Below are 21,685 nucleotides of genomic sequence, written 5' to 3'. Positions count from 1 at the left end.
GAGATATTATGAATTACAATATGATCCGGTTTCTGCTCTCGAGAGTATTGCAGATCACGGGCTTGCTTATGATGCTGCCACTTATTGTAGCATTGATATACAAAGAGATGTTTTGTGCTGAGATGTTTTTGCTGGTGATAGCAGGATGTCTTATCATTGGTTCCATAGGAGCTCACTTTAAACCTCAAAATGTGGCTATTTACGCGCGAGAAGGATTTGTGGCAACTGCTCTTACGTGGATTCTGATAAGTGCGGTGGGGGCACTGCCTTTTGTTTTGACAGGTGTTACATCAAGCTATGTAGATGCCCTGTTTGAAACCATATCCGGACTTACGACCACGGGATCGACCATTTTATCAAATGTTGAGATGTACTACAGCGTTCAATTCTGGCGTACCTTTACCCACTGGATAGGCGGAATGGGAGTGCTCGTTTTTATCCTTGCTATCATGCCTATGTCCGGTGGATACAGCATGCATCTTATGCGCGCTGAGTCCCCCGGCCCTTCTGTAGGAAAATTTGTTCCCAAGGTTCGTGAGACAGCTAAGATTTTGTATCTGATTTATATCGGTATTTCAGCAACTCAGGTTATCCTGCTTCTCATAACGGGACTTAATCTGTATGAGGCACTTACAACCACATTTGCTACAGTTGGTACCGGAGGATTCGGTATCACAAATGCGGGCATGAATGATTTTTCCACAGCATCACAGATTGTAATTACTATTTTCATGATAATGTGCGGAATCAACTTCAGTGTGTATTATTACCTCATAACTATGAGACCCAAGGAAGCTCTGAAAAATGATGAGGTCAAGCTGTATCTGGGACTTATGTTTGCGTCAGCCACACTTATTGCTGTGATGATCTATAAGCAGGGGATTACCGCGACGCCGTTTGAGTCATTTCACCATTCTTTATTTACTGTAGCGTCAGTCATGACAACCACAGGATTCGCAACTTTGGATTTTAATCTTTGGCCACAGCTGTGCAAGACACTTCTTGCCTGCCTTATGCTGCTTGGAGCCTGCGCAGGTTCTACGGGAGGTGGATTTAAACTGTCCCGTCTCCTTATCCTTCTTAAGGCTATGAAAAATGAGCTTATTTATATTGTTCATCCTAAGTCAGTAAAGAAGGTATACATGGATGACCATACGATAGATTCTACGGTTGTTAAGTCTGTATCGGCTTACCTGAGTATGTATGTAGTGATTTTCATATTCTCAATTCTGCTTATTTCATTTGATGAGTATGATTATGAGACTAACTTTACTGCGGTTGCAGCAACGCTTAATAACATAGGACCCGGACTTAGCATGGTAGGTCCTACAGGAAACTTTGGTTTCTACTCAGATTTTTCTAAATTTGTTTTAATGTTTGATATGCTGGCGGGAAGACTTGAGCTACTGCCCATGTTGATACTGTTCTCACCCAGAACATGGAGCAAGAGATAAAGGAAAAATGGTGATTGCAATGATGTAATAGACGGAATAAGAGAAACTACACAAGGCAAAAGCTATTATGAAAAAATCATTAATGGAAAGACTGTTATATTAGATACAGTTCCGACTAATTATGTAAAAGAACATTCCACAAATACAACTACCGGAGAAATTACAGATGGATATTATGTTCCGAGGACAACAAGGACAGAAATCATTGTAGTTTATCAAGATAAAAGAACCGGTAGACATTACACCTGGACAAAGAGTATATTAAGAAAATTCTAATATATTGATGCTTTATTTCTTCATACAAAAAAGCAGAATTTTTACTGACAAAAGATTGCCCGCAAAAATTCTGCTTTTATTTTTGTATCATAGGAAAGCAATTTCCTATGATATAAAAAATCAGCAATCTCACTTATCTGTATACTGCAAAAGACTGTGGTCCAAGTACCAGTTCATCGTCGTCAAATTTCTGATGACCGATTCCGTAGATGAGTTTTCCGGCTACAACACTCTTGATATTTCCCTCAAAAGAACTTGTATTAACATGGGCTTCTTCACTTCCCGGATTTACTGCAAGAAGAAGGTCGCCGCGTCTGTATACGAGGATGCGCTGGCCCTTAGCGGAGTAAACCTTCTCAAAAGGAGCATCAGCCTGAAGATCTTCATACTCATGTCTTAAGTTTATAAGATCCTTGACAGTGTGATAGATGGAGTCAGGATCCTTTTCTGCCTCGCTTACGCTTGGGGCATCCGCTGATGAGTCCATGGGAATATACAGCTTATCTGTGTCTGCATCGGAGAAACCGAAGTTCTTGCTGTTTTTATCCCACTGCATGGGAGAGCGGGAACCTGTTCTCTGGAAGCCGCCTTCTTTAGTTCTGACGTTTTCAAGATACTTCATACCAATCTCGTCGCCGTAATATAAAAATGGCACGCCTGGCATTGTAAAGAAGAATGCGTATGCAAGCTTTATTTCAGAGATGTCCAGAGCCCTTGTTACTCTGGGAGTATCGTGGTTACAGGTGATAAAACTGATATAGCCGTATTTTTTGGAACCTTCGTATCTGGGCAGATAATCCGCAAGGAACCTCTCCGGGTCATCGCCGCCATCCTTTTTAAAGTAGCTGTGATCGCCGCCTTCGGTTTCACAGTCTCTTACAAGGACGTTGTATCCGTTTCCATGGTGATCAAGATAAAAATCTGCGTGAAAACCATATTTTAGTGCGCACTGAGGATTGCACCATTCAGATATGAGTGCAGCATCGGGATAATTCTCATCAAGCATTTTCCTGATATCGGTCCAGACAGCTCCTGTAGCGCTCTTTACATCATCGTCTTCCTTTACAAGTGAGTCTGCCATATCGACGCGGAAACCGTCGCAGCCCTTATCAAGCCAGAAGCGCATGATGTCCTTGATGGCTTCTCTTGTAGCTATACAGGAAGGGTGATCCGGGGATAGCTGCCACTTCTCGGTTTTGTTCAATACGCCATAGTTTAGTGCCGGCTGACATTTGAAAAAGTTCAGCATATAGCATCCTTCACGTTCAGCTTCGCCTCCGATATAGGGATGACCTGCAATCCCGCAAAATGCACTGTCTGTCCAGATATATCTGTCAGAATATTCATTTCTGTCTGGTTCGCAGCTTTTCTTAAACCACTCATGCTCTTCTGAGGTGTGGCCGGGAACAAGGTCCAGTAGAATTTTGATATCCTTTTTATGTGCTTCGTCAAAAAGGCGGACAAGATCCTCGTTTGTGCCATATCTCTCAGCTACCTTCTTATAGTCTCGTACATCATAACCCGCATCCTTAAAGGGCGAATCGAAAAGGGGATTGAGCCAAATGGCGTTACATCCAAGACTTTTTACATAGTCAAGTTTTTCTATAATTCCTTCGATGTCTCCGATTCCGTCCCCGTTTGTATCGTTGAAGGACTGCGGATAAATTTCATAAAATACAGCATTAGATAACCATGCCGGCATAAATTTTTCCTCCTGATTCCAGTAAATTTCTCTTTGAGTATTTTTATAAATTAAAACGGAAATCGTTTTCCAATAGCATTATTGCATACTTTGGTAAAATAAAAAAGAAAAATATTTTTGCAAAAACAGTTTTTATGAAGCATTTCATAATGGTATAATTTTTTTCATGAATACTAACGAAGAGACTAAAAGATTTTCACTGAGAAATATACAATTTTTAAACGCAGACGCAATAAAACTGGTGGCAATGGTTACCATGCTGATAGACCATATCGGGGCGGGAATTCTGTTGTATTTTCTGCGAGCCGGTATCTATCCTTTTGGATTGGAGTTTGAGCAGTCTGCAGAGTTGTATCACTGGCTGAGGCATATCGGGAGACAGGCCTTTCCTATATACTGTTTTTTGATTGCAGAGGGACTTATTCATACCCGAAGTGTGCCCAAATATCTGATCAATCTGGGAGTATTTGGCTTAATATCCGAGCCTTTTTTTGATATTGCGGTAAAAGTTAAAGAGAATGCTTTTTCAACAGACATAGCAGCGCTCTATGCAGCTAACAAGGAGGTGCTGTTAACACACAGAAATGTGTATTTTACGCTTTTGATAGGCCTTTTTGTCATATGGGTCATGTCCTATGTGGAGAAGAATCTCTTTACGGAAAATCCTGCTGCTCTACTGGGCATGATTGCTGATAATCCACTGTACGTGCTGATTTATACAATGCCGGTAGTTGCCGGTGCTGCTCTGGCGCAGGTTGTTGACTCGGATTACAGATGGTGGGGTGTATGCCTTATTGCAATATTTTATGGATTCAGGCGCAACAGATTTATGGCCTGTGTTGCAGGATATTTGTTTTTCATGAATCTTGGATCGGAAGTATGGGCGCTTCCTGCATTTATACTTATTGCTGCTTATAACGGAAAACAGGGAACTATCAGCAAAAAGTTTAAATACGTATTCTACGCATTCTATCCGGTGCATCTTCTTTTGATTTATCTGGTCAGGTGCTATATATACAGCAAAGTAGCGGGATAAATCATTATCCCGGAAATGCCAAAGTGCTGCCTTGGGCTCATCTCAGATGAATTTTAGTCGTCCGTTTTCTTTTTATTCAAAGCGGCCAACAGACAGGAAAATCGCGAACAGGACAAGTAGCGCAAAAAGAACAAAGATAAATTCGATTATCTTTGCGAAGAGACTGTATTGCTTAAACTCGCCGTTAAAGAATAAGAACCTGATAAGAACAAGGAAAAAAATCAGTTCGGCGATAATTATTATTGCGTCAAAAACAATTGACATAAGGGCTATTGAAGCCATAACCGGAAGTGTAAACATCTGCAAATCCTTTTTATGAAAATCTAAAGCTGATACTGAAGAACAGTATCCACTCACTCTACATTATTGTAACACTAAAGGTGTCACAAATTGAATCCATAATCCCCATTTTTAAGCCATTTTTAATATGTACTTAATAGAATTATCATTGTTATTATGATAGACTAAAGTCGAATTATCATAAAGTTAGAAACAGACTTTTCGGAGATGATTCTATGAAAAAAGTAGGGATGACTCTTACTATACAGTTAGTCATAATTGTGTCAGCCATTCTTCTCATCGGTGACATGCTGATGGGTATTATTCTGATGAAACAATCCCAAAATTCAATCAAAACAATCATAAACGGACGAATGCTTGATATTGCAAATACAGCGGCAGCGATGCTGGATGGGGATATTATGGAAAAACTGACCGCTGAGGATGCGGGGTCAGAGGAATACGAGTCTCAGATGAAAAATCTTAGGGCTTTCCAGGACAGCATTGAACTTAAATATATATATTGCATAAACGATGAGGGAAATAAGCATTTTACTTTTTCCATAGATCCGACTGTAGAGGATCCCGGGGAATTCGGCTCGGATATTGTATACACAGATGCACTATATCAGGCGAGCCTTGGAGTGCCCTCTGTAGACGAAGTACCTTATGAGGATCAGTGGGGAACCTTTTATAGCGCCTATAGCCCGGTGTTTAATTCCAAGGGTGAAGTGGCAACTATAGTTGCCGTCGATTTTTCTGCTCAGTGGTATGAGGAACAGATTTCCAGACTTGCCAGAACCATTTTGATCTTTGTTATAACATCCGCTTTCATAGGGGCTGTTCTTGTGATCATCGCCATGGGCGGTGTCAGGAAAAGTGTCCATGATATCAGCAGAGAAATAACCGATCTTGAAAAGGATGTGGATGATATCACAAAAGAAATAGCTGCCACTGTTCAGGGGGATCATCCATTGTTCGCTCAAGCTGAAAATGAGCTTTCAGGTCAGGCAGAAAGGTTAAGCCAAAGCAGCGTCTGTGAAAGTGCAACAGAGGATACAAAAATAGACAAAGGGAACGTACATGCAGGCGATAGCAGCAACCAGCGATCCGGAGTTGAGTATGACATCAGGGAAATGGGAGAAAAAATCCATGCCGTCCACAGCAGTATAAGAGATTATCTTGATCATACCCAGAGACGGGCAAATAACATGATAACGGCGCTGGCTTCGGATTACAGAAGTGTTTATTATGTCAGCCTTGATAGAGACGAGGGAATATGCTTCAGGTCACATTCCAATCTGGAGGATGGCCTTGATGAAGGGGAACAGTTTGTATTTAGTGAAGTTTTTACAAATTATGCGAATGATTATGTTGCGGAGAAATACAGACAGGGATTTCTGGATTTCATAAAACCTGAAAATATCAGGAAGAAGCTTGAAAGTGAACGCATTATTGCATACAGATATCTTGTTGTCAGAGACGGCAAAGAGTCCTATGAAATGCTCAGAATGGCAGGTGTGAGACGCGCTGAGGACAGATATGATCATATAATTCATTCAGTGGGAGTGGGCTTTACTGATGTTGACACTGAGATGAGGCAGTCCCTCGATCAGAGACGTGCACTTAGTGATGCGCTTGCAGCTGCAGAGCAGGCCAGCAAGGCAAAGACTGCATTTTTGTCAAGCATGAGCCATGAGATCAGAACACCTATGAATGCCATCATAGGACTTGACAGAATAGCTCTCAGTGACCCTGGAATATCAGATAAAACAAGGGATTACCTTGAGCAGATAGGAAGTTCTGCCAATCACCTTTTGAAGATAATAAATGATATTCTCGATATGTCCAGAATTGAATCTGGGCGAATGATGATTAAGCATGAAGAGTTTTCATTTAAAAAGCTGCTTAGTCAGATTAATACAATAATCGGGAGTCAGTGCAGCGATAAAGGTATTCAGTATAACTGCGAGATCAAGGGCGAAGTGGATAATTACTATATTGGCGATGACATGAAACTTAAGCAGGTCATCATCAATATACTTGGCAATGCTGTTAAGTTTACGGAGCCCGGAGGAAATGTCAGCCTTTTGGTGGAGCGGATCGCCCGCTATGACAGGAATTCCACATTAAAATTTATCATGAAGGATAACGGCATCGGAATGGATGAAAACTTCATTCCAAGACTTTTTGATGCCTTCAGCCAGGAGGACTCGTCCAATACCAATAAGTACGGAAGCACAGGCCTTGGCATGGCTATCACCAAGAATATCATAGAGATGATGAACGGCAGGATTGAGGTTGAGAGCAAGAAGGGTGTAGGAACCGAATTTACCGTGACTGTTACTTTGATGGAGTCTGACAGAAAGGACACAAATGAAGTAGAGGGTAATATCAATCCTAATGAGCTTTCAGTTTTAATAATTGATGATGACAAGATTTCTTCAGAGCATGCGAGGCTTGAGCTTGAGAAGCTAGGGCTTGAGGCGGAGATAGCGGGATCCGGTCCGGAAGCCATAGAGATGGTGAGGCTAAGACATGCAAGAAGAGAGTCCTATAACATGATTTTGGTTGACTGGAAAATGTCGCAGATGGATGGCATAGAGACCACCAGGAAGATCAGGGAGATCATAGGAGATGACTCTGCGATCATTATTCTCACGGGATATCAATGGGAGGATGATCCGGATGAAGCTGCAAATGCAGGGGTGGACAGCTTTATTTCCAAGCCGCTTAACTCGGCATTTGTCATGGAGCAGTTCAAACAGGTTCTTGTTCAGAAAAATATGCAGAGCTCTGCGGGGATAAAAAAAGCGCCCCTTGAAGGAAGGCACATTCTTCTGGCTGAGGATATTCTCGTTAATGCCAAGATAATGATGAAGGTACTTTCCATGAAGAGTATAAGTGTCGACCACGCTGAAAACGGGAAAATAGCAGTGGAAATGTTTGAGACCCATCCTGAGTGGTATTATGATGCGATTTTGATGGATATGAGAATGCCTGAGATGGACGGTCTTACAGCCACAGCTATGATCAGGGCTCTTGACAGAAGCGATGCCAAGAAGATTCCAATCATAGCTCTTACAGCCAATGCTTTTGATGAAGATGTACAGAGGAGCCTCCAGGCCGGCCTTAATGCGCATCTCAGTAAGCCGGTTGAGCCGGATGTAATATTTGATACGCTGGAGAGCCTGATAACTGATGATAGATAAAAATTTTTTCATCAAATTAAAAGTTGTATTTTTTTCTGAGATAAAGTAGACTAATTCGGTTGGAATTAGTAAGTTGCTATGATAAAAATAGCAATGAGGAGTAATTTATCAGGAGAGGTACAGCTTTGAATAATTGCATCATTGCCCAGTCAGGTGGGCCAACAGTTGCTATTAACGCATCACTTGCCGGAGTGCTTTCGGCAAATATGGAAAACGGGTATTTTGATACCGTGTATGGCTCCATAAATGGAATTACAGGCATTTTGAATTCTAAAATTCTAAATTTGTCCAAGCTTCAGGAAACTATACCCGGATTTACGGATAAATTAAAGGTTACACCCGCTATGTATCTGGGTTCATGCAGGTACAAGCTTCCTAAACATCAGGATGAGCCTGAAATATTTGATAAGATTTTTACATTCTTCCATGAGCATGATATTAATGCTTTCTTTTACATCGGTGGAAATGATTCCATGGATACGGTTCTTAAACTATCGGAATATGCCTCTGAAATTGGCAGCAACATCAAAATTATAGGTATTCCCAAGACAATTGATAATGATCTGTGTGGCACAGACCATACACCGGGATTTGGCTCGGCTGCAAAATATATAGCTTCTTCCATATTGGAGATAGCCCATGATACATATATTTATCCTGTTAAATCTGTGACCATAGTGGAGATTATGGGACGTGACGCGGGCTGGCTCACAGCGGCTTCCGCCCTTGCAAGGAATGAATATTCAGGAGCGCCCCAGCTCATTTATCTTCCTGAGAGAGCCTTTGACGAGAATGTATTTATTGAGGATGTAAAGAAACTTCTTGAGACTAATAACAGCGTTGTTATGGCTGTATCCGAGGGTATACGGGATAAAGACGGAAACTATATAAGTGCATCTGCAACATCAACCGATAATTTTGGACATAATCAGCTAAGCGGTGCAGGAAAAGCCCTTGAGAGCCTTGTAGCCAATCGGATAGGCGTAAAGGTTCGCTCCGTTGAGGTTAATATTTTGCAAAGATGTGCTTCGCACCTTGCATCTCTTACCGATCTTGATGAATCCGCAGAGCAGGGAAAATATGCACTTCAGCTTTCAATGGAAGGAAAGAGCGGAGTCATGGTGACTCTGAAAAGAACCGGCGATGCACCATACAGCACACAGACTGACTATCAGGATATCCATGATACGGCAAACCTTGTGAAAAACGTCCCGGATAACTGGATAAATAAAGAGGGTAATGATGTGACTAAAGAAATGCTCACCTACCTTAGACCTCTAATAGCAGGTGAGCCTGTGATCAGTTTTAAAGATGGTGTCCCGGAATATTTGGACGTAAGGCATTTAAAGTCTTAAAATCATGATGATGCCACTTGGGGAGGCCTATGAAAACAGGTCTCCCTCAATTACATTTGTGTCCTCATCGGTTGTACAGGCGATATTCGACAGCGCATTTTTAATAAGAGATGTGCTGAGGGCATCACCCTGTGTAAGCGCGTCAAAATCACTTCCTGTGTAGGATGCCTTTAAATGCATTTTTCCTTCAGCCTCCAGATATTCAAAGTCAAATTGCGCGTCGGCTTTTTCCTTAAAATGTTCCACAAGAATTGCTACTCCAAGTTCTTCAACAATGGTCATCATTTTGCGGATCATGGTGTTATCCAGAAGGTGATTGTGGCCAAAGGTTTCTATCTGAGTAAGTGCACCCGGATAATCGAAACTGTCATCGTTGATTTTTATTGATAGTACCTTCAAATGACCGATGAATCTGCGGGTGTTATCCTTTTTGGGGTGAAGGAATATCTCATCGGGAGTTCCTTCCTCATAGATAAGCCCCTGGTCAAGGAAAAATACGCGATTTGCCACATCCTTTGCAAATTTCATCTCATGTGTGACGATCATCATTGTCATGCCGCTTTGAGCGAGCTTTCGTATTACTGACAAAACTTCGCCGATTGTGGTTGGATCAAGGGCAGATGTGGGTTCATCAAACAGTATCATTTCCGGATCCATGGCAAGCTGTCTTGCAATGGCTACGCGCTGCTGCTGGCCTCCTGAGAGCATGGCGGGGTAGCGCAGAGCCTTCTCGGCAAGCCCTACTTTTTCAAGCATTTCCATGCTGTACATGAAAGAGTCTTCTTTTGATCTGTGAAGAAGCTCCATTTGTGCCAGCATAATATTTTCTACAATGGTCAGATGTGAAAACAGGTAAAATGACTGGAATACCATCCCGACCTTTCTTCTCAGCCCTTTGAGGTCGTAGCCGTGGGCGAGAATACTTTCCCCTTTAAACAGAATTTCACCATCGGTGGCAGGGATAAGCTGATTGAGCGTATTTAAAAAAGTGCTCTTTCCTGTTCCTGAAGGACCGATTATGGAGATGATATCGCCTTTTCGTATTTCACAACTGATATCCTTTATTGGAACGGAGTTTTCAAAGGCTTTTTTCAGGTGCCTTATCTCATACAGAAGGGGCTTGTCTTCGCTGTCTGATAAAGGCAAACCAAATTCAGGTGTGGAGAGCTTTCCGGCTGCTCTGGCATCAAGAAGCTTTTGAATTTCCTTAATACTTCTGGTGGAGGGTTGTACCAGTTTTTCAAGACTTCCCAGAATCAAAATAAGTACTAGAGAGAGCAAAAAATAGATGACCGCCGTAAATATAAGCGGGAAAAAGGCTTCATAGGTGCGGCTTCGTATGATGTCAGAAGCTCTTGTAAGATCCATAAGAGAGATGTAGCCGGCTACGGAAGTCAGCTTTACCAGGGCTACAAACTGACCGGTATAAACGGGAAGGATATTGATAAGGGCCTGGGGAAGGATAACTTTAATAAAACCGTGAACCGGTCCAAAGCCGATGGCTGTTGCAGCCTTTGACTGGCCTTCAGGCACAGCTTCTATGCCTTTCCTGAATATTTCTGAGGTATATGCAGAAAAATCAAGAGAAAAACCTATTACGCATACCCAGAATGCAGGGAAATTCTTGGTGGTAAAGATAATATAATTAAGAACCAGGAGAAGCACCACAATGGGCGTTCCTCGGAAAATACGGATATAGGCATTGGCGATGGCTTTTGCAACGGGGTTTTTATTCATGCGAAGATAGCAAAACAGACCGCCAAGAATGGTTCCAAATAACCCGCTTAAAAGCGAAAGCGCCAACGTGACACCAAGTCCTGAAAGAATAAGCTGCCAGCGATCTTCTCTGATAAAGTTTTTTATCAGACTGTCTTTTATATCAGCAAGAAAGTTATTGCTATCATTTTTTTCAATGAGGGCGGGATTTCTAAGCACAACGATAGCAGTGGTGCCTTCATAAGTAGGCTCCCCAAATAATACGCTTTCTGCGCGTTCTTCTGTAAAGACTATTCCTCCACATGCCAGGTCGCATTTTTCTGTGATGATAGAAGGAAGTATGGAACTGAAATTCATCTGCTTAAATTCGAGAGCATACCCTTTGTCATGGCAGAAACGGTAAATATAGTCAACATCAATACCTACAACGTTACCATCTTTTATATAGCAAAAAGGTACTGATGTCGGATCGAGTGCTACAAGTAGTTTTCTCTTAGAACCTTCAAGTGTGGAGACGTCCGGTACGACTTTTTTACTTTCGTCAAAGCCAAGCCATATTTTCTGAATCTCATAGAAGGTACCGTCTTTTTTGAGCTCTTTTATGTAATTACTGTATTCGTCGCAGAGCGCTTTTCCTGAGGCTGTATTCGGAAAAATGGAACCGCCTTCCATGGTTTCGGAAATAGGCTCTTCAAGGCTTACAAGCTGAGGGTTTTCTGCAACCATAGCCCATGCAATAACGTCGGTATCCGCATATGCATCGATTTTTCCTGATATCAGAGCTTCACGAATATCACTGTATGCATCATATAAAACAAGCTCGGCGTTTGGAAGCCGCTCTCTGACATGTATAGCCTCAATGGAGCCGGTCAGTGCACCGATTCGTTTGTGCTCAAGTTCAGAAAGATGAGTGTAATATTGCGTATCATCTTTACTGCCACAGCCGCTGAGAACGAAAAGTAAAGCCAGTAAAATTGGCATGAACAAACGCATTTTTTGGGGGAAAATCTGACGCTTCATATAATCCACCTCATAATATAGAATCCTAATTTAATAGTAGTATCAGGGAGCGTGGTTAACAACGAAAGTTTCTATTAAAAATTTGTGATTATTTGATTAGTTATTTTGAATCGGATTGTGTTTTTATATTGTTGAAAAATTCTCTTGTTTTTACCAGTTGGCTTGTAGGAAAATTTCTGGGGATCTCAGGTGGCTTGCCGGGAATTTCAGGGGGATTACAGGTAATTGCAGGTGAATGTAGGTGGTTGCCGGGAATTTCTGGGGATTGCAGGAGGAAGTTTAAGTAATTAAGTTGTATGTTTTATGCTATAATTGATAACAATTCTATTGTAAATGGGAGGAACCTAAGTGGCTGATAATACTTCTAAAAACCTAAGAAATCTTATGATGTATCAGATTTTTGTACGTAATTACAGTGAGGATGGAAACTTTGCCGCGGTTCAGGCGGATCTTGACAGAATCAAGGCTTTGGGTACAGACATAGTGTATCTGATGCCGATTCATCCCATCGGAACAAAAAATCGCAAGGGAAGCCTTGGCTCACCTTACGCAATAAGTGATTACAGAGCAGTTAACCCTGAATTCGGAACTTTGGAGGATTTTAAGAATCTTGTCAATGCTATTCATGAGAAGGGCATGAAATGCATAATAGATGTAGTCTATAATCACACCTCTCCGGATTCTGTTCTGTCAAAAGAGCATCCTGAGTGGTTTTATCACAAAGAGGATGGCTCCTTTGGAAACCGTGTAGGCGATTGGAGTGACATAATCGATCTGGATTATTCCAATGAAGGCTTGTGGGATTATCAGATAGAGACTCTGAAGTACTGGGCTGAGATGGTTGACGGATTTAGATGCGATGTTGCGCCCATGGTGCCCGTGGCATTTTGGGACCGAGCACGAAAAGAGGTTGCGACTGTCCGTCCTGACTGCATATGGCTTGCAGAATCCATAGAATACTCTTTCATAACCCACTTGAGAGGAAGAGGGATAACGGCGCACAGTGATGCGGAGATTTTCCACGCTTTTGATGTGAGCTATGACTATGATGTGTATCCTGATCTGGCTGCATATTGCAAAGGAGAGAAGAGCCTTGATGCATATCTTGGAGGCGTAAACCGTCAGGAAGTAATATATCCTGACAATTATGTAAAGCTTCATTTCCTGGAAAATCATGATCAGACAAGAGCTCATTTCCTTATTCCCGACGAAAGAGAGCTTCGCAATTATACGGCATTTATGTTTTTCCAGAAGGGCATGCCTTTTGTATACGCAGGGCAGGAATTTGGCGCTTCGCACCTTCCGAGTCTTTTTGATAAGGATACTATAGCCCTTAAGCCTGAAGGTGGCATTGATATGTCAGGGCTTATAAAGTCTCTGTCTGACATTAAGAAAAATGACATTTTTACAGATGGAATATTCGAATGTTCTAGAACCATGAACGATACGGTAGTTGCTACAATTACAAAAGGTGACAGAAAAGCGGTTGGAATATTTGCTCTTGCAGCAGCAACCTCAAATGTGCGTGTCCCTCTTGAGGATGGCATATACAGGAATCTCATTGATGGCAAAGACATTGAAGTTTTTCGCGGCGGTGTTCAGTGCTATGGGGAACCTATCATAATCTGAAGAGAATAAATAGAAAAATTTAAGAATCCAAGATATTTAGTAAGTGAAAACATAATATATAGGGAGATGAAGGTATGGAAAACGAGATTAAGAAAATAATGGATGAACAATTTCAAAAGGAAAAGGCTTTAAAGGTAGAGCGTTATAGAAGATTAAACCAATTTGCCAGGAAGGGACAGATACTGTTTGTGGGATCAAGTCTTATGGAGCAGTTTCCAATAGATGAGATGCAAAGACAAATTGATATTCCGCTTGAAATATACAACAGAGGTATTGGCGGATACGTAACAACAGAGCTTTTGCAAAATATTGATGCATGTATTCTGGAGCTTGAGCCTAAATATATTTTTATTAACATCGGAACAAACGACATAAGCGGTCCTGAATATAACAAGGAAGAACTACTGGATAATTACGGTAAGATTCTGGACATAGTTAAGGAAAAACTTCCGGATACAAAGGTTACTCTTCTTAGCTATTATCCCACCAATCCGGAATTTGGTGAAAAACTCCCTTATATGAAGGAGGTTCTTGGATACAGATCAAATGCGAGAATCAAGCAGGCAAATGAAGACGTGAAGGCTTTTGCAGAGGAGAGGGGCCTTGAATGGATCTATGTAAATGACGGACTTATGGATGAAAAAGGCTATTTGAAGGAAGAATTTGCAATTGACGGAATGCACTTCTTTGCAAATGGATATAAAGTCATTCTTGAGAACATGCTTCCTATTCTTAAGGAACTTCGATAGGATAGGGTGAATAGGGGCAAATAGAGTTGAAATAAACTAACTAAATATCAAATAAGATCAGGAGCTGCGCATTAGTGCAGCTCCTTTTAGATGGCTTCTGTGATGAAGCTTATAAAATATTAACTTTAACTTTCATACGAATTACATATTTGGAGGTTTAAGCAAGGGTGGGGGAGAATAAAGAGCAGGTGAAGGGATAACGTATATGAATAATAGGGTAAGTAATTTGTCTATCTATTAACGAAAATAACCTAGGTCAAAGACCTAGGTTATTTTGTAGAGCGGGTGATGGGGCGCTGCTCGTCCGGGGGACGAGCGCTTAGCGCTGACCGGAGCGGAGCGGAGACCGAACCATGGGTTCGAGGGCTCCGCTCGCTTAACAAAAATAACCTAGGTCACACGACCTAGGTTATTTTGTTAAGCGGGTGATGGGAATCGAACCCACGTATCCAGCTTGGAAGGCTGGTGTTCTACCATTGAACTACACCCGCATGTAAAATATTTAGTTGATCGGGGTGACAGGATTCGAACCTGCGACCTCCTGGTCCCAAACCAGGCGCTCTACCAAGCTAAGCCACACCCCGTTTGGAAGCGTTCTGTTCATTACCTGACCCGCAACGCAAGTACAAGTATATATCGTCCCTATAAGGATGTCAACATTTTTTTTGAAAAAAATTTTAAAAATTGTTATATTAAGACAGAAGCCTTATAAACACTGCATTTGAGGGCAAAAAAAAATTTGTATTTTTGCTTCGGTATTTTAAAAAAGATATGATAAGTTTGAATAATTTCTTCTAAAGGACAATAATATTCAAAGCAAAGAAAGAATAGTAGAATAACAATATTTCAAACAAAAAAGATAAAAGGACAACAATATGGATCACAGTATGGATTATGTAAATATAGGAATATCTTCCTTCCTGATGGCGATCATGGTGATAAAGCTATTTGGAGATTTCCACATGGAGAAGGGAACAAGTAAGGAGAGACATCAGTTTACCAATATGCTTTTCTCTGACACGATCATGCTGGCAGCGGTTCTTATAGCCAAGATAGTTGTATGTGTTGTTCAGGATGAGAAACTGTTGACATTGCTCCTTCAGATTGCATATTCCATGTATTTTGTGGGATTTTATATTCTACTTGGTTTTTATTCTTTATATGTTACATACTATATCTCCAGAAAAAGCGGAAAAAAGCTGGAAATCCGCGGCTTCATTATGCCTCTTATCATCATTTATTCGGTATTCTGGGTTATTTCACTTTTCAAGGGAGTAGTTGTCACATATGAAGGACACACATTTGAGAAAGGTGCGTTGTACTTTATCGGACAGGTTGGCGGCTATTCAATTATGCTGCTGTCTTTGGTTTACATGATCGTGTACAGACAGTATCTGAGAAATGATAATATTTTCAGCCTGCTGTCCATCGTATTTTTTCCGATAATAGGTGTTGGAATAAGATCATTTGTGCCGGACCTTGAAGTGCTGCCTTATAGCTTTTGTCTGTCCCTTATTTACATGGACAACACCTTCCAATATGAACAGGAAAGGCTTATCCTGGAGCAGGAGGACAAGATTTCCAGAGACAGGATCAAAATCCTCTTAAGTCAGATAAAGCCGCACTTTTTATACAATGTACTTAACTCCATATATGTTCTGTGTGAAAAGGACCCCGAACAGGCACAGGAGGCCATTGGACGTTTTTCAGATTATTTACGTGGAAATCTGAGAAGCATAGAGCATGCGGAATGCGTACCATTGAGGAAGGAAATGGAGCATGTAACCAATTACCTTGGACTTGAAAAGATGCGATTCAGAGACAAGCTTACCATAAAGTATGACATAAGGGATGAGTATTTTTCTCTTCCTGCGCTGTCTGTTCAGCTTCTTGCGGAAAATGCTGTTAAGCACGGTATCCATAAAAAAGAGAACGGTGGTACAATTCGTATTGAAAGCTTTTCAGACAAAGAATATTATTATGTTGTTGTGGAAGACGATGGAGTCGGCTTTGATCCAAATGATATGGACCAGGGTGAAGGCCTTCACATTGGAATAGACAACCTCCGGGAGAGGCTGATCGCGATGTGTAACGGACTCCTTATTATAGACAGTACTAAGGGAGTGGGAACCAGAGCTGTCATTAAAATTCCCAGAAATGAACCAATAAAGTAAACGGGTAATTGAAAGATGAGAATAATTGCTGTAGATGATGAAGACCTTGCACTTGAGGGGTGCATGAATGCTATAAAAAAAGCTGACCCAACTGCTGTTGTGGATGGATTTACCAGTGGTAAAGAGGCACTTGAAAGGATTGGTGAAATAGAGCCACAGATTGCATTTCTTGATGTTGAGATGAGAACTGAGAATGGTGTAAATATCGCAAAAATGCTCCAGGAAAAAAATCCCCGGATAAATATTATTTTTGTCACAGGATATTCGGAATATATGAAGGAGGCCTTTGAGCTATATGCAAGCGGATATATACTAAAACCGGTCACTGCAGCCAAGGTCAAGGCTGAATTTGAGCATTTGAGATTTCCTATTGCAACTCAGGCAAAACCTAAAGTAACAAAACTTCGTGTCCACACCTTCGGAGAGTTTGAGGTGTTCACTGAAAACGGTGTTCCGCTGGATTTTGTATATTCCAAGACAAGAGAGCTTCTGGCTGTCCTGATAGATGCAAATGGAGCTATGAGAACCTTTGACCAGATTATGGAAAGAATATGGCAGGACGAGGATGATGCAGGAAGTCACAGATCTTATATGAGAAATCTTTTTGCAGATATGACCAGGATATTTGCTGAGTGTGGCTGCTCTGAGGCACTGATAAGGAGACGAGGAGAAGCCGGGATCAACAAGAATTATTTTGACTGTGACTATTTTGATTTCCTGGATGGAAAGAGAAATGACAGCGGATTTACCGGTGAATACATGAATCAGTACAGCTGGGCAGAGCCAACTCTTGGAAAACTTTTTCAATTATCTGATGGATTGTGGTAATTATATATTACGAAAACGGTTGAGAGTGGCTTAAATACTGATATTGAGCGATGTGACACTTTTGTGACGCTAAATATGAGACAATAAAGTCCCAAATGATTTCCTCTATTATATAGTTCCCTCTATAATAATTAAGGATGAGAGAAGCGCTTGCGTTCTGCAAGTGCTTTTTTCATATCATAGGAAATTGCTTTCCTATGATATAAAAAACACTCCGTGAGGATGCGCACTACTGTGTATGACATTTCACTAGGCTCGAAAAAACCTCGCCAAGTGATCTGCACATCGCGTGAAAGGAATATGTTGCATGCTGCAACCGCGCTCGGCGCGAGAATGTCGCAAGCGACATTCTTTTCTTGTGTGGACCTGGCAAAAAATACGCCTTGGCGGCGAAAGGTTAAATTAAAAATGCTGGGAACTGTTCAATTGTCTGTGGCTTTTCATCAATTTACGTTTACCTATTTTGTTTATATTGTCAATTTAAAGATTTTACACAATACATTATGATAATTTGAGCGCATGATTTGATTGTGTGGGAGGATGTGTTAAATGAAGAAAAGGGTTTTGGCTATACTAATGGCATTATCATTAGTTTCTACAAGTGTGCCTTTTATGTCTGGCACTATTACTGCATCTGCAGAAGAACTGGAATTTGAGCCAGCTCCAGATGCATCAGAAAATATTTCCAATGTTGCAGAGGATGAATCAGAAGAATCGGGTCCTGAAGATGGGATTGAGCCGGAAACATCAGTTGAGACTCAGGATGAGGGAGAAGTATCTCCATCATCTGATAATCAGGAAACACCGTCATCGGAAATCTCTGACACGGAATATATTGAAAATGAAGAAGCTCCTACTGAGCAGGATTTTGAAGTTCAAGAACCTAGGCCAGAAGATGTCAGTGGCAGTGAAGAGACTGGTTTGCCTTCTGAGGAGCAGGAGCAAAATTACGATTTTAATAATGATGACGTAATTTCTGATGAGGAAAGTATTCCGATTGAAGATAGTAAGGTGTTAAATAGTACAAAAAATAATGATGGTGAAAGTGATTATATAGTAAAACCTACCATTTGCCCTGAAGGATATTCATATAGTGTTGATGCCAGTGGAAAACTTAGTATAACTGGAAATATTTATCCTATCCGATATTTAGATTTCTCTACTAGGGATAAAGTAACTTCTATACTACTTACAGGTACTTTAAGATTAGGCTTTAGTTTCTTTTCCGATTACAGTAACGTGAGGTCAATTACTTTTAACAATGTTGATTTTTCTATGATTGAAGATATGGGTGGCTTTTTTAGTGGATGTAAGTCACTTAATTCGGTTGATTTAGGCAACATAAATAATACATCAAAGATAGAATTAATGTATGGCATGTTTGAAGGATGTGGATCACTTACATCACTTAACCTCAGTGGGCTTGATACTTCCAGTGCTACCTGTATGGATAATATGTTTAAGGATTGTAGTTCTCTTGAAAGCATTGATATAAGCAATTTTACTATATCAAATAAATGTTCAACGGATGGAATGCTTGATGGATGCACAAGTCTTTATCAAATATTCTCTCCTAAAAAAGTCGGCACCAGAATAAAACTACCAACAGAATTTTGTATAGATAATAACTTTGATGGAAAAGCTGATGATAATAAAAAGACAAGATATATAACAGAAAGCTCTTCGCGTTATATAAATGCTTCAAATGCCATTATAGAGGATACTCCTATTTCACCTGTGATGAACGCAAATGGCATGCTTATCCATGAGAGTAATGATAAGGGAGGAACGGGTTATGTAAGTTTATCTATAAATAAAAGCGAGTTTTTCAAGGCGACAACGGAATATAATCACCAGATCGCGAAATTTGCATGTGGATTGTCTACAATGGCATATTCAGAAAACACGGATACAATAAGAGCCTGTTTTAAAGATTTAGGGTATAAGTATAGTGATACAGATCTTTTGTACTATAAGGATCAGAATGGGGACACAGCTACATATTGGATAGGTAATGTTCCACTAGATCAAAACACGGTCCTTATCACTGTACTTGTTAGAGGAACAGATGGAAAAGAATGGTATGACAATTTTGAACCCGGCAGGGATGGCATTCATAAAGGATTTGAAAGAGGAGCAAATAAAATATTGGTTTCCCTTTTATCTTATATGGGGAAGCATGATTTTCATGAGAAAAAAATAAAACTCCTTGTTACTGGTCATAGCAGGGGCGCAGCTGTAGCAAATTTGGTAGGTTATAAGATAGATAATAATTACAAAGCAGATTTATTTCAATCAGAAAATACTTTTGTATATACATTTGCTACACCTAATGTTTCTCATGTTGCACCGTATGAGCGCTTAGGGGGATATCAGAATATTTACAACATTGTTAATCCTGAGGATTTTGTAACAAAAGTTCTTCCTAGTCTTTGGGGGTATGGGAGATATGGATATACATTTTCCTTGCCTAGTCGCAGTAATGCAGAGTCGGCTGCTAAATATAATCAGTATTTGGCAGATTTAAGAAAGGACTGGAAAAATTATTTCGTGCCTGGTTATGATAAGACATATCTTCCTTACAAAGAAGGAATGAATGAAGTAACAGATTATATTACTAGTGTGACAGATCGCGTCTGGAATATTAATCAATATTACGACAAGGCGCAAGGGGGTACGGTGAAAACTTTGATTCCGGTATATACATTAAGACAATTATATCAACATTCCCTGGCAAGTATTATGAGTAAGGATTATGCTATGGGAGTAACTTCTTTCTACAAAGCTTTGGATGGTCAATATGGTGCCATCGGACTAATAACAAGTGCCTTTTTATTAGAACATGGTGCGATTGATGCGAGATTATTACCTTGGAGAGCTCACTTTGCTTATGGTCACCAGTCAGAAACCTACATGGCGGCTATGAATACTGTATCAGAAAAAGAATTATTAAGAAATAAAACGATGCTTCGACTAATTATTAATTGTCCGGTAGATATAAAAGTAATGGATGATGGAGGAAATGTCGTTGGCGAAATTAGCGATAATGAGATAATTACAGAAAGCACTTGTGTTACTGCTACTGTTGAAGGCGATTCAAAAAGAGTCTATATCCCTGGTACTGGTGATTATCATATTATTCTTACTGGTAATGACAATGGAACTATGGATTATACAGTGTCAGAGTTAGAATGTGATACACTTTTGGGGCCAAGGATATATTATCAGGATGTACCGCTTACAAAAGGTAAAGAATATGCGATGGATATTACTGGGAATGATAGCATCAATTCATATAATCTTTTAGATGAGGATGGTAATATAATTCCTAAGATAGAGATAAGTGAAACAGAGATAGGTAATTTGAATGTTGATATTTCTGTAATAGGAAATGGCTTTGCAGATAGCTTTGCTAACCTTACACCTGGTGACTATGTAACTCTAAACGCTGTAGCAGAAGAGGGTAATACATTTGAGGGCTGGTATGATGAATCCGGTAATCTGTTATCATCAGAAGCAGAATATGGCATCTCTATATCTGAGAGCATGAAGCTGACTGCTAAGTTCATAGAGGAATCAAATGCTAACCCTTCAAGTGGTGAAGAAATGCCAGTAAATAGCGGGGAAAACGAGCAGGGTCAGCCTGGAATTGATACGGCAAATACTGAGCAAACGCAGAATGCAGCAGTAGAAACAGCTGAAAGTGCGAAGAGTAATGCAATTCTTCCAATAGGGACAGAGTTTACGAGTGCAGGAAAGGTTTACCGCATAAACGGTGATGACACGCTTGCCCTTGTAAAAACAGAGGATAAAAAGGCTAAGACGGTTTCCGTGCCGTCAAATGTTGTATACGAGAATCGGACATACTCTGTAACAGAAATTAATTCCAAGGCCTGCAAAGGAATGAAAAAGCTAAAGAGTGTAAATATTCCTATGACTGTCACAAAGATAGGAAACAAGGCATTTTACAATTGTCCAAACCTTAAGAAAGTGACAATTAAGGCTAATGCATCACTTACTCTTGGAAAGTCTGCATTCAAGAAAGTAAGTAAAGACTGCACAATCAAGGTAAAGGGGCTAAAGAAAAAAGCCAAAATTTCTATGGTTGAAAAAATAAAGAAGCAGACTAACGCTAAAGTCAAATAACGTTAATAAGCGATCTGTATAGCCACCATAAAAAGCCCATAAATCCTTGTTGGTGCTATATATTTTCTGTATAATCAACATATAGGGTTATGAAAAAAGTATAAATGGG

General features: G+C 40.4%; 11 protein-coding genes, 2 tRNA genes and 2 pseudogenes. 9 read left to right on the top strand and 6 right to left on the bottom strand.

Going from position 1 to position 21,685, the window contains the following annotated elements; genetic code table 11:
- The first annotated feature begins 8 nt into the window (after positions 1-8).
- Positions 9-1,454 (top strand): TrkH family potassium uptake protein, encoded by a 1,446-nt coding sequence (locus ACHCNF_RS06150; RefSeq protein ID WP_408071901.1) that lies wholly within the window; start codon positions 9-11, stop codon positions 1,452-1,454.
- Positions 1,455-1,863: 409 nt separating this feature from the next.
- On the opposite strand, the gene ACHCNF_RS06145 is transcribed toward ACHCNF_RS06150, so the two are convergent.
- The gene (locus ACHCNF_RS06145; protein ID WP_408071900.1) at positions 1,864-3,432 is read right to left on the bottom strand and encodes an alpha-amylase family glycosyl hydrolase; all 1,569 of its coding nucleotides are present in this window, start codon (positions 3,430-3,432) and stop codon (positions 1,864-1,866) included.
- A gap of 166 nt (positions 3,433-3,598) precedes the next feature.
- Here ACHCNF_RS06145 and ACHCNF_RS06140 point away from each other — a divergent pair, with 166 nt between their 5' ends.
- Complete coding sequence (locus ACHCNF_RS06140) at positions 3,599-4,468, top strand: TraX family protein (RefSeq protein WP_408071899.1); 870 nt, start codon at positions 3,599-3,601, stop codon at positions 4,466-4,468.
- 72 nt (positions 4,469-4,540) lie between these two features.
- On the opposite strand, the gene ACHCNF_RS06135 is transcribed toward ACHCNF_RS06140, so the two are convergent.
- The gene (locus tag ACHCNF_RS06135) at positions 4,541-4,768 is read right to left on the bottom strand and encodes a hypothetical protein (RefSeq protein WP_408071898.1); all 228 of its coding nucleotides are present in this window, start codon (positions 4,766-4,768) and stop codon (positions 4,541-4,543) included.
- Between the two features lie 215 nt (positions 4,769-4,983).
- Here ACHCNF_RS06135 and ACHCNF_RS06130 point away from each other — a divergent pair, with 215 nt between their 5' ends.
- Positions 4,984-7,959 carry a response regulator gene (locus tag ACHCNF_RS06130; RefSeq protein ID WP_408071897.1) on the top strand — a complete coding sequence of 992 codons (2,976 nt, stop codon included), beginning with the start codon at positions 4,984-4,986 and terminating at the stop codon, positions 7,957-7,959.
- Positions 7,960-8,084: 125 nt separating this feature from the next.
- Positions 8,085-9,314, top strand: coding sequence for a 6-phosphofructokinase (locus tag ACHCNF_RS06125; protein ID WP_408071896.1), 1,230 nt, complete (start codon positions 8,085-8,087; stop codon positions 9,312-9,314).
- A gap of 405 nt (positions 9,315-9,719) precedes the next feature.
- Here the strand turns inward: ACHCNF_RS06125 and ACHCNF_RS06120 are convergent.
- Both ACHCNF_RS06120 and ACHCNF_RS06115 read right to left on the bottom strand, forming a co-directional pair.
- A pseudogene (locus tag ACHCNF_RS06120) lies at positions 9,720-10,460 on the bottom strand (amino acid ABC transporter ATP-binding protein); the annotation flags it as partial.
- A gap of 99 nt (positions 10,461-10,559) precedes the next feature.
- Positions 10,560-11,702 (bottom strand): annotated as a pseudogene (locus ACHCNF_RS06115) (ABC transporter substrate-binding protein/permease); the annotation flags it as partial.
- Between the two features lie 696 nt (positions 11,703-12,398).
- Here ACHCNF_RS06115 and ACHCNF_RS06110 point away from each other — a divergent pair.
- Together ACHCNF_RS06110 and ACHCNF_RS06105 are read left to right on the top strand one after the other, a co-directional pair.
- Complete coding sequence (locus ACHCNF_RS06110; RefSeq protein ID WP_408071895.1) at positions 12,399-13,679, top strand: alpha-amylase family glycosyl hydrolase; 1,281 nt, start codon at positions 12,399-12,401, stop codon at positions 13,677-13,679.
- Positions 13,680-13,753: 74 nt separating this feature from the next.
- On the top strand, positions 13,754-14,428 hold the full coding sequence (locus ACHCNF_RS06105) for a GDSL-type esterase/lipase family protein (RefSeq protein WP_408071894.1): 675 nt from the start codon (positions 13,754-13,756) through the stop codon (positions 14,426-14,428).
- Between the two features lie 420 nt (positions 14,429-14,848).
- Here ACHCNF_RS06105 and ACHCNF_RS06100 read toward each other — a convergent pair.
- Together ACHCNF_RS06100 and ACHCNF_RS06095 are read right to left on the bottom strand one after the other, a co-directional pair.
- Positions 14,849-14,919 (bottom strand) — tRNA-Gly (locus tag ACHCNF_RS06100).
- Between the two features lie 19 nt (positions 14,920-14,938).
- Positions 14,939-15,012, bottom strand: a tRNA-Pro gene (locus tag ACHCNF_RS06095).
- 291 nt (positions 15,013-15,303) lie between these two features.
- On the opposite strand from ACHCNF_RS06095, the gene ACHCNF_RS06090 reads away from it, so the two are divergent.
- The 3 genes from ACHCNF_RS06090 to ACHCNF_RS06080 all read left to right on the top strand — a co-directional run bounded on the left by ACHCNF_RS06090 (position 15,304) and on the right by ACHCNF_RS06080 (position 21,576).
- Entirely contained in the window at positions 15,304-16,602 is a 1,299-nt protein-coding gene (locus tag ACHCNF_RS06090; protein ID WP_408071893.1) for a sensor histidine kinase, read from the top strand.
- A 15-nt stretch (positions 16,603-16,617) separates the two neighbouring features.
- Complete coding sequence (locus ACHCNF_RS06085) at positions 16,618-17,430, top strand: response regulator (protein WP_408071892.1); 813 nt, start codon at positions 16,618-16,620, stop codon at positions 17,428-17,430.
- A 549-nt stretch (positions 17,431-17,979) separates the two neighbouring features.
- Complete coding sequence (locus ACHCNF_RS06080) at positions 17,980-21,576, top strand: leucine-rich repeat protein (RefSeq protein WP_408071891.1); 3,597 nt, start codon at positions 17,980-17,982, stop codon at positions 21,574-21,576.
- Positions 21,577-21,685: the final 109 nt, after the last annotated feature.

Source organism: Butyrivibrio sp. NATIVEDY162 (assembly GCF_045999815.1).
GTDB lineage: Bacteria > Bacillota > Clostridia > Lachnospirales > Lachnospiraceae > Butyrivibrio.
The sequence above is the reverse complement of the archived record's forward strand: the minus strand, read 5'-3'. Positions and strand labels throughout refer to the sequence as shown.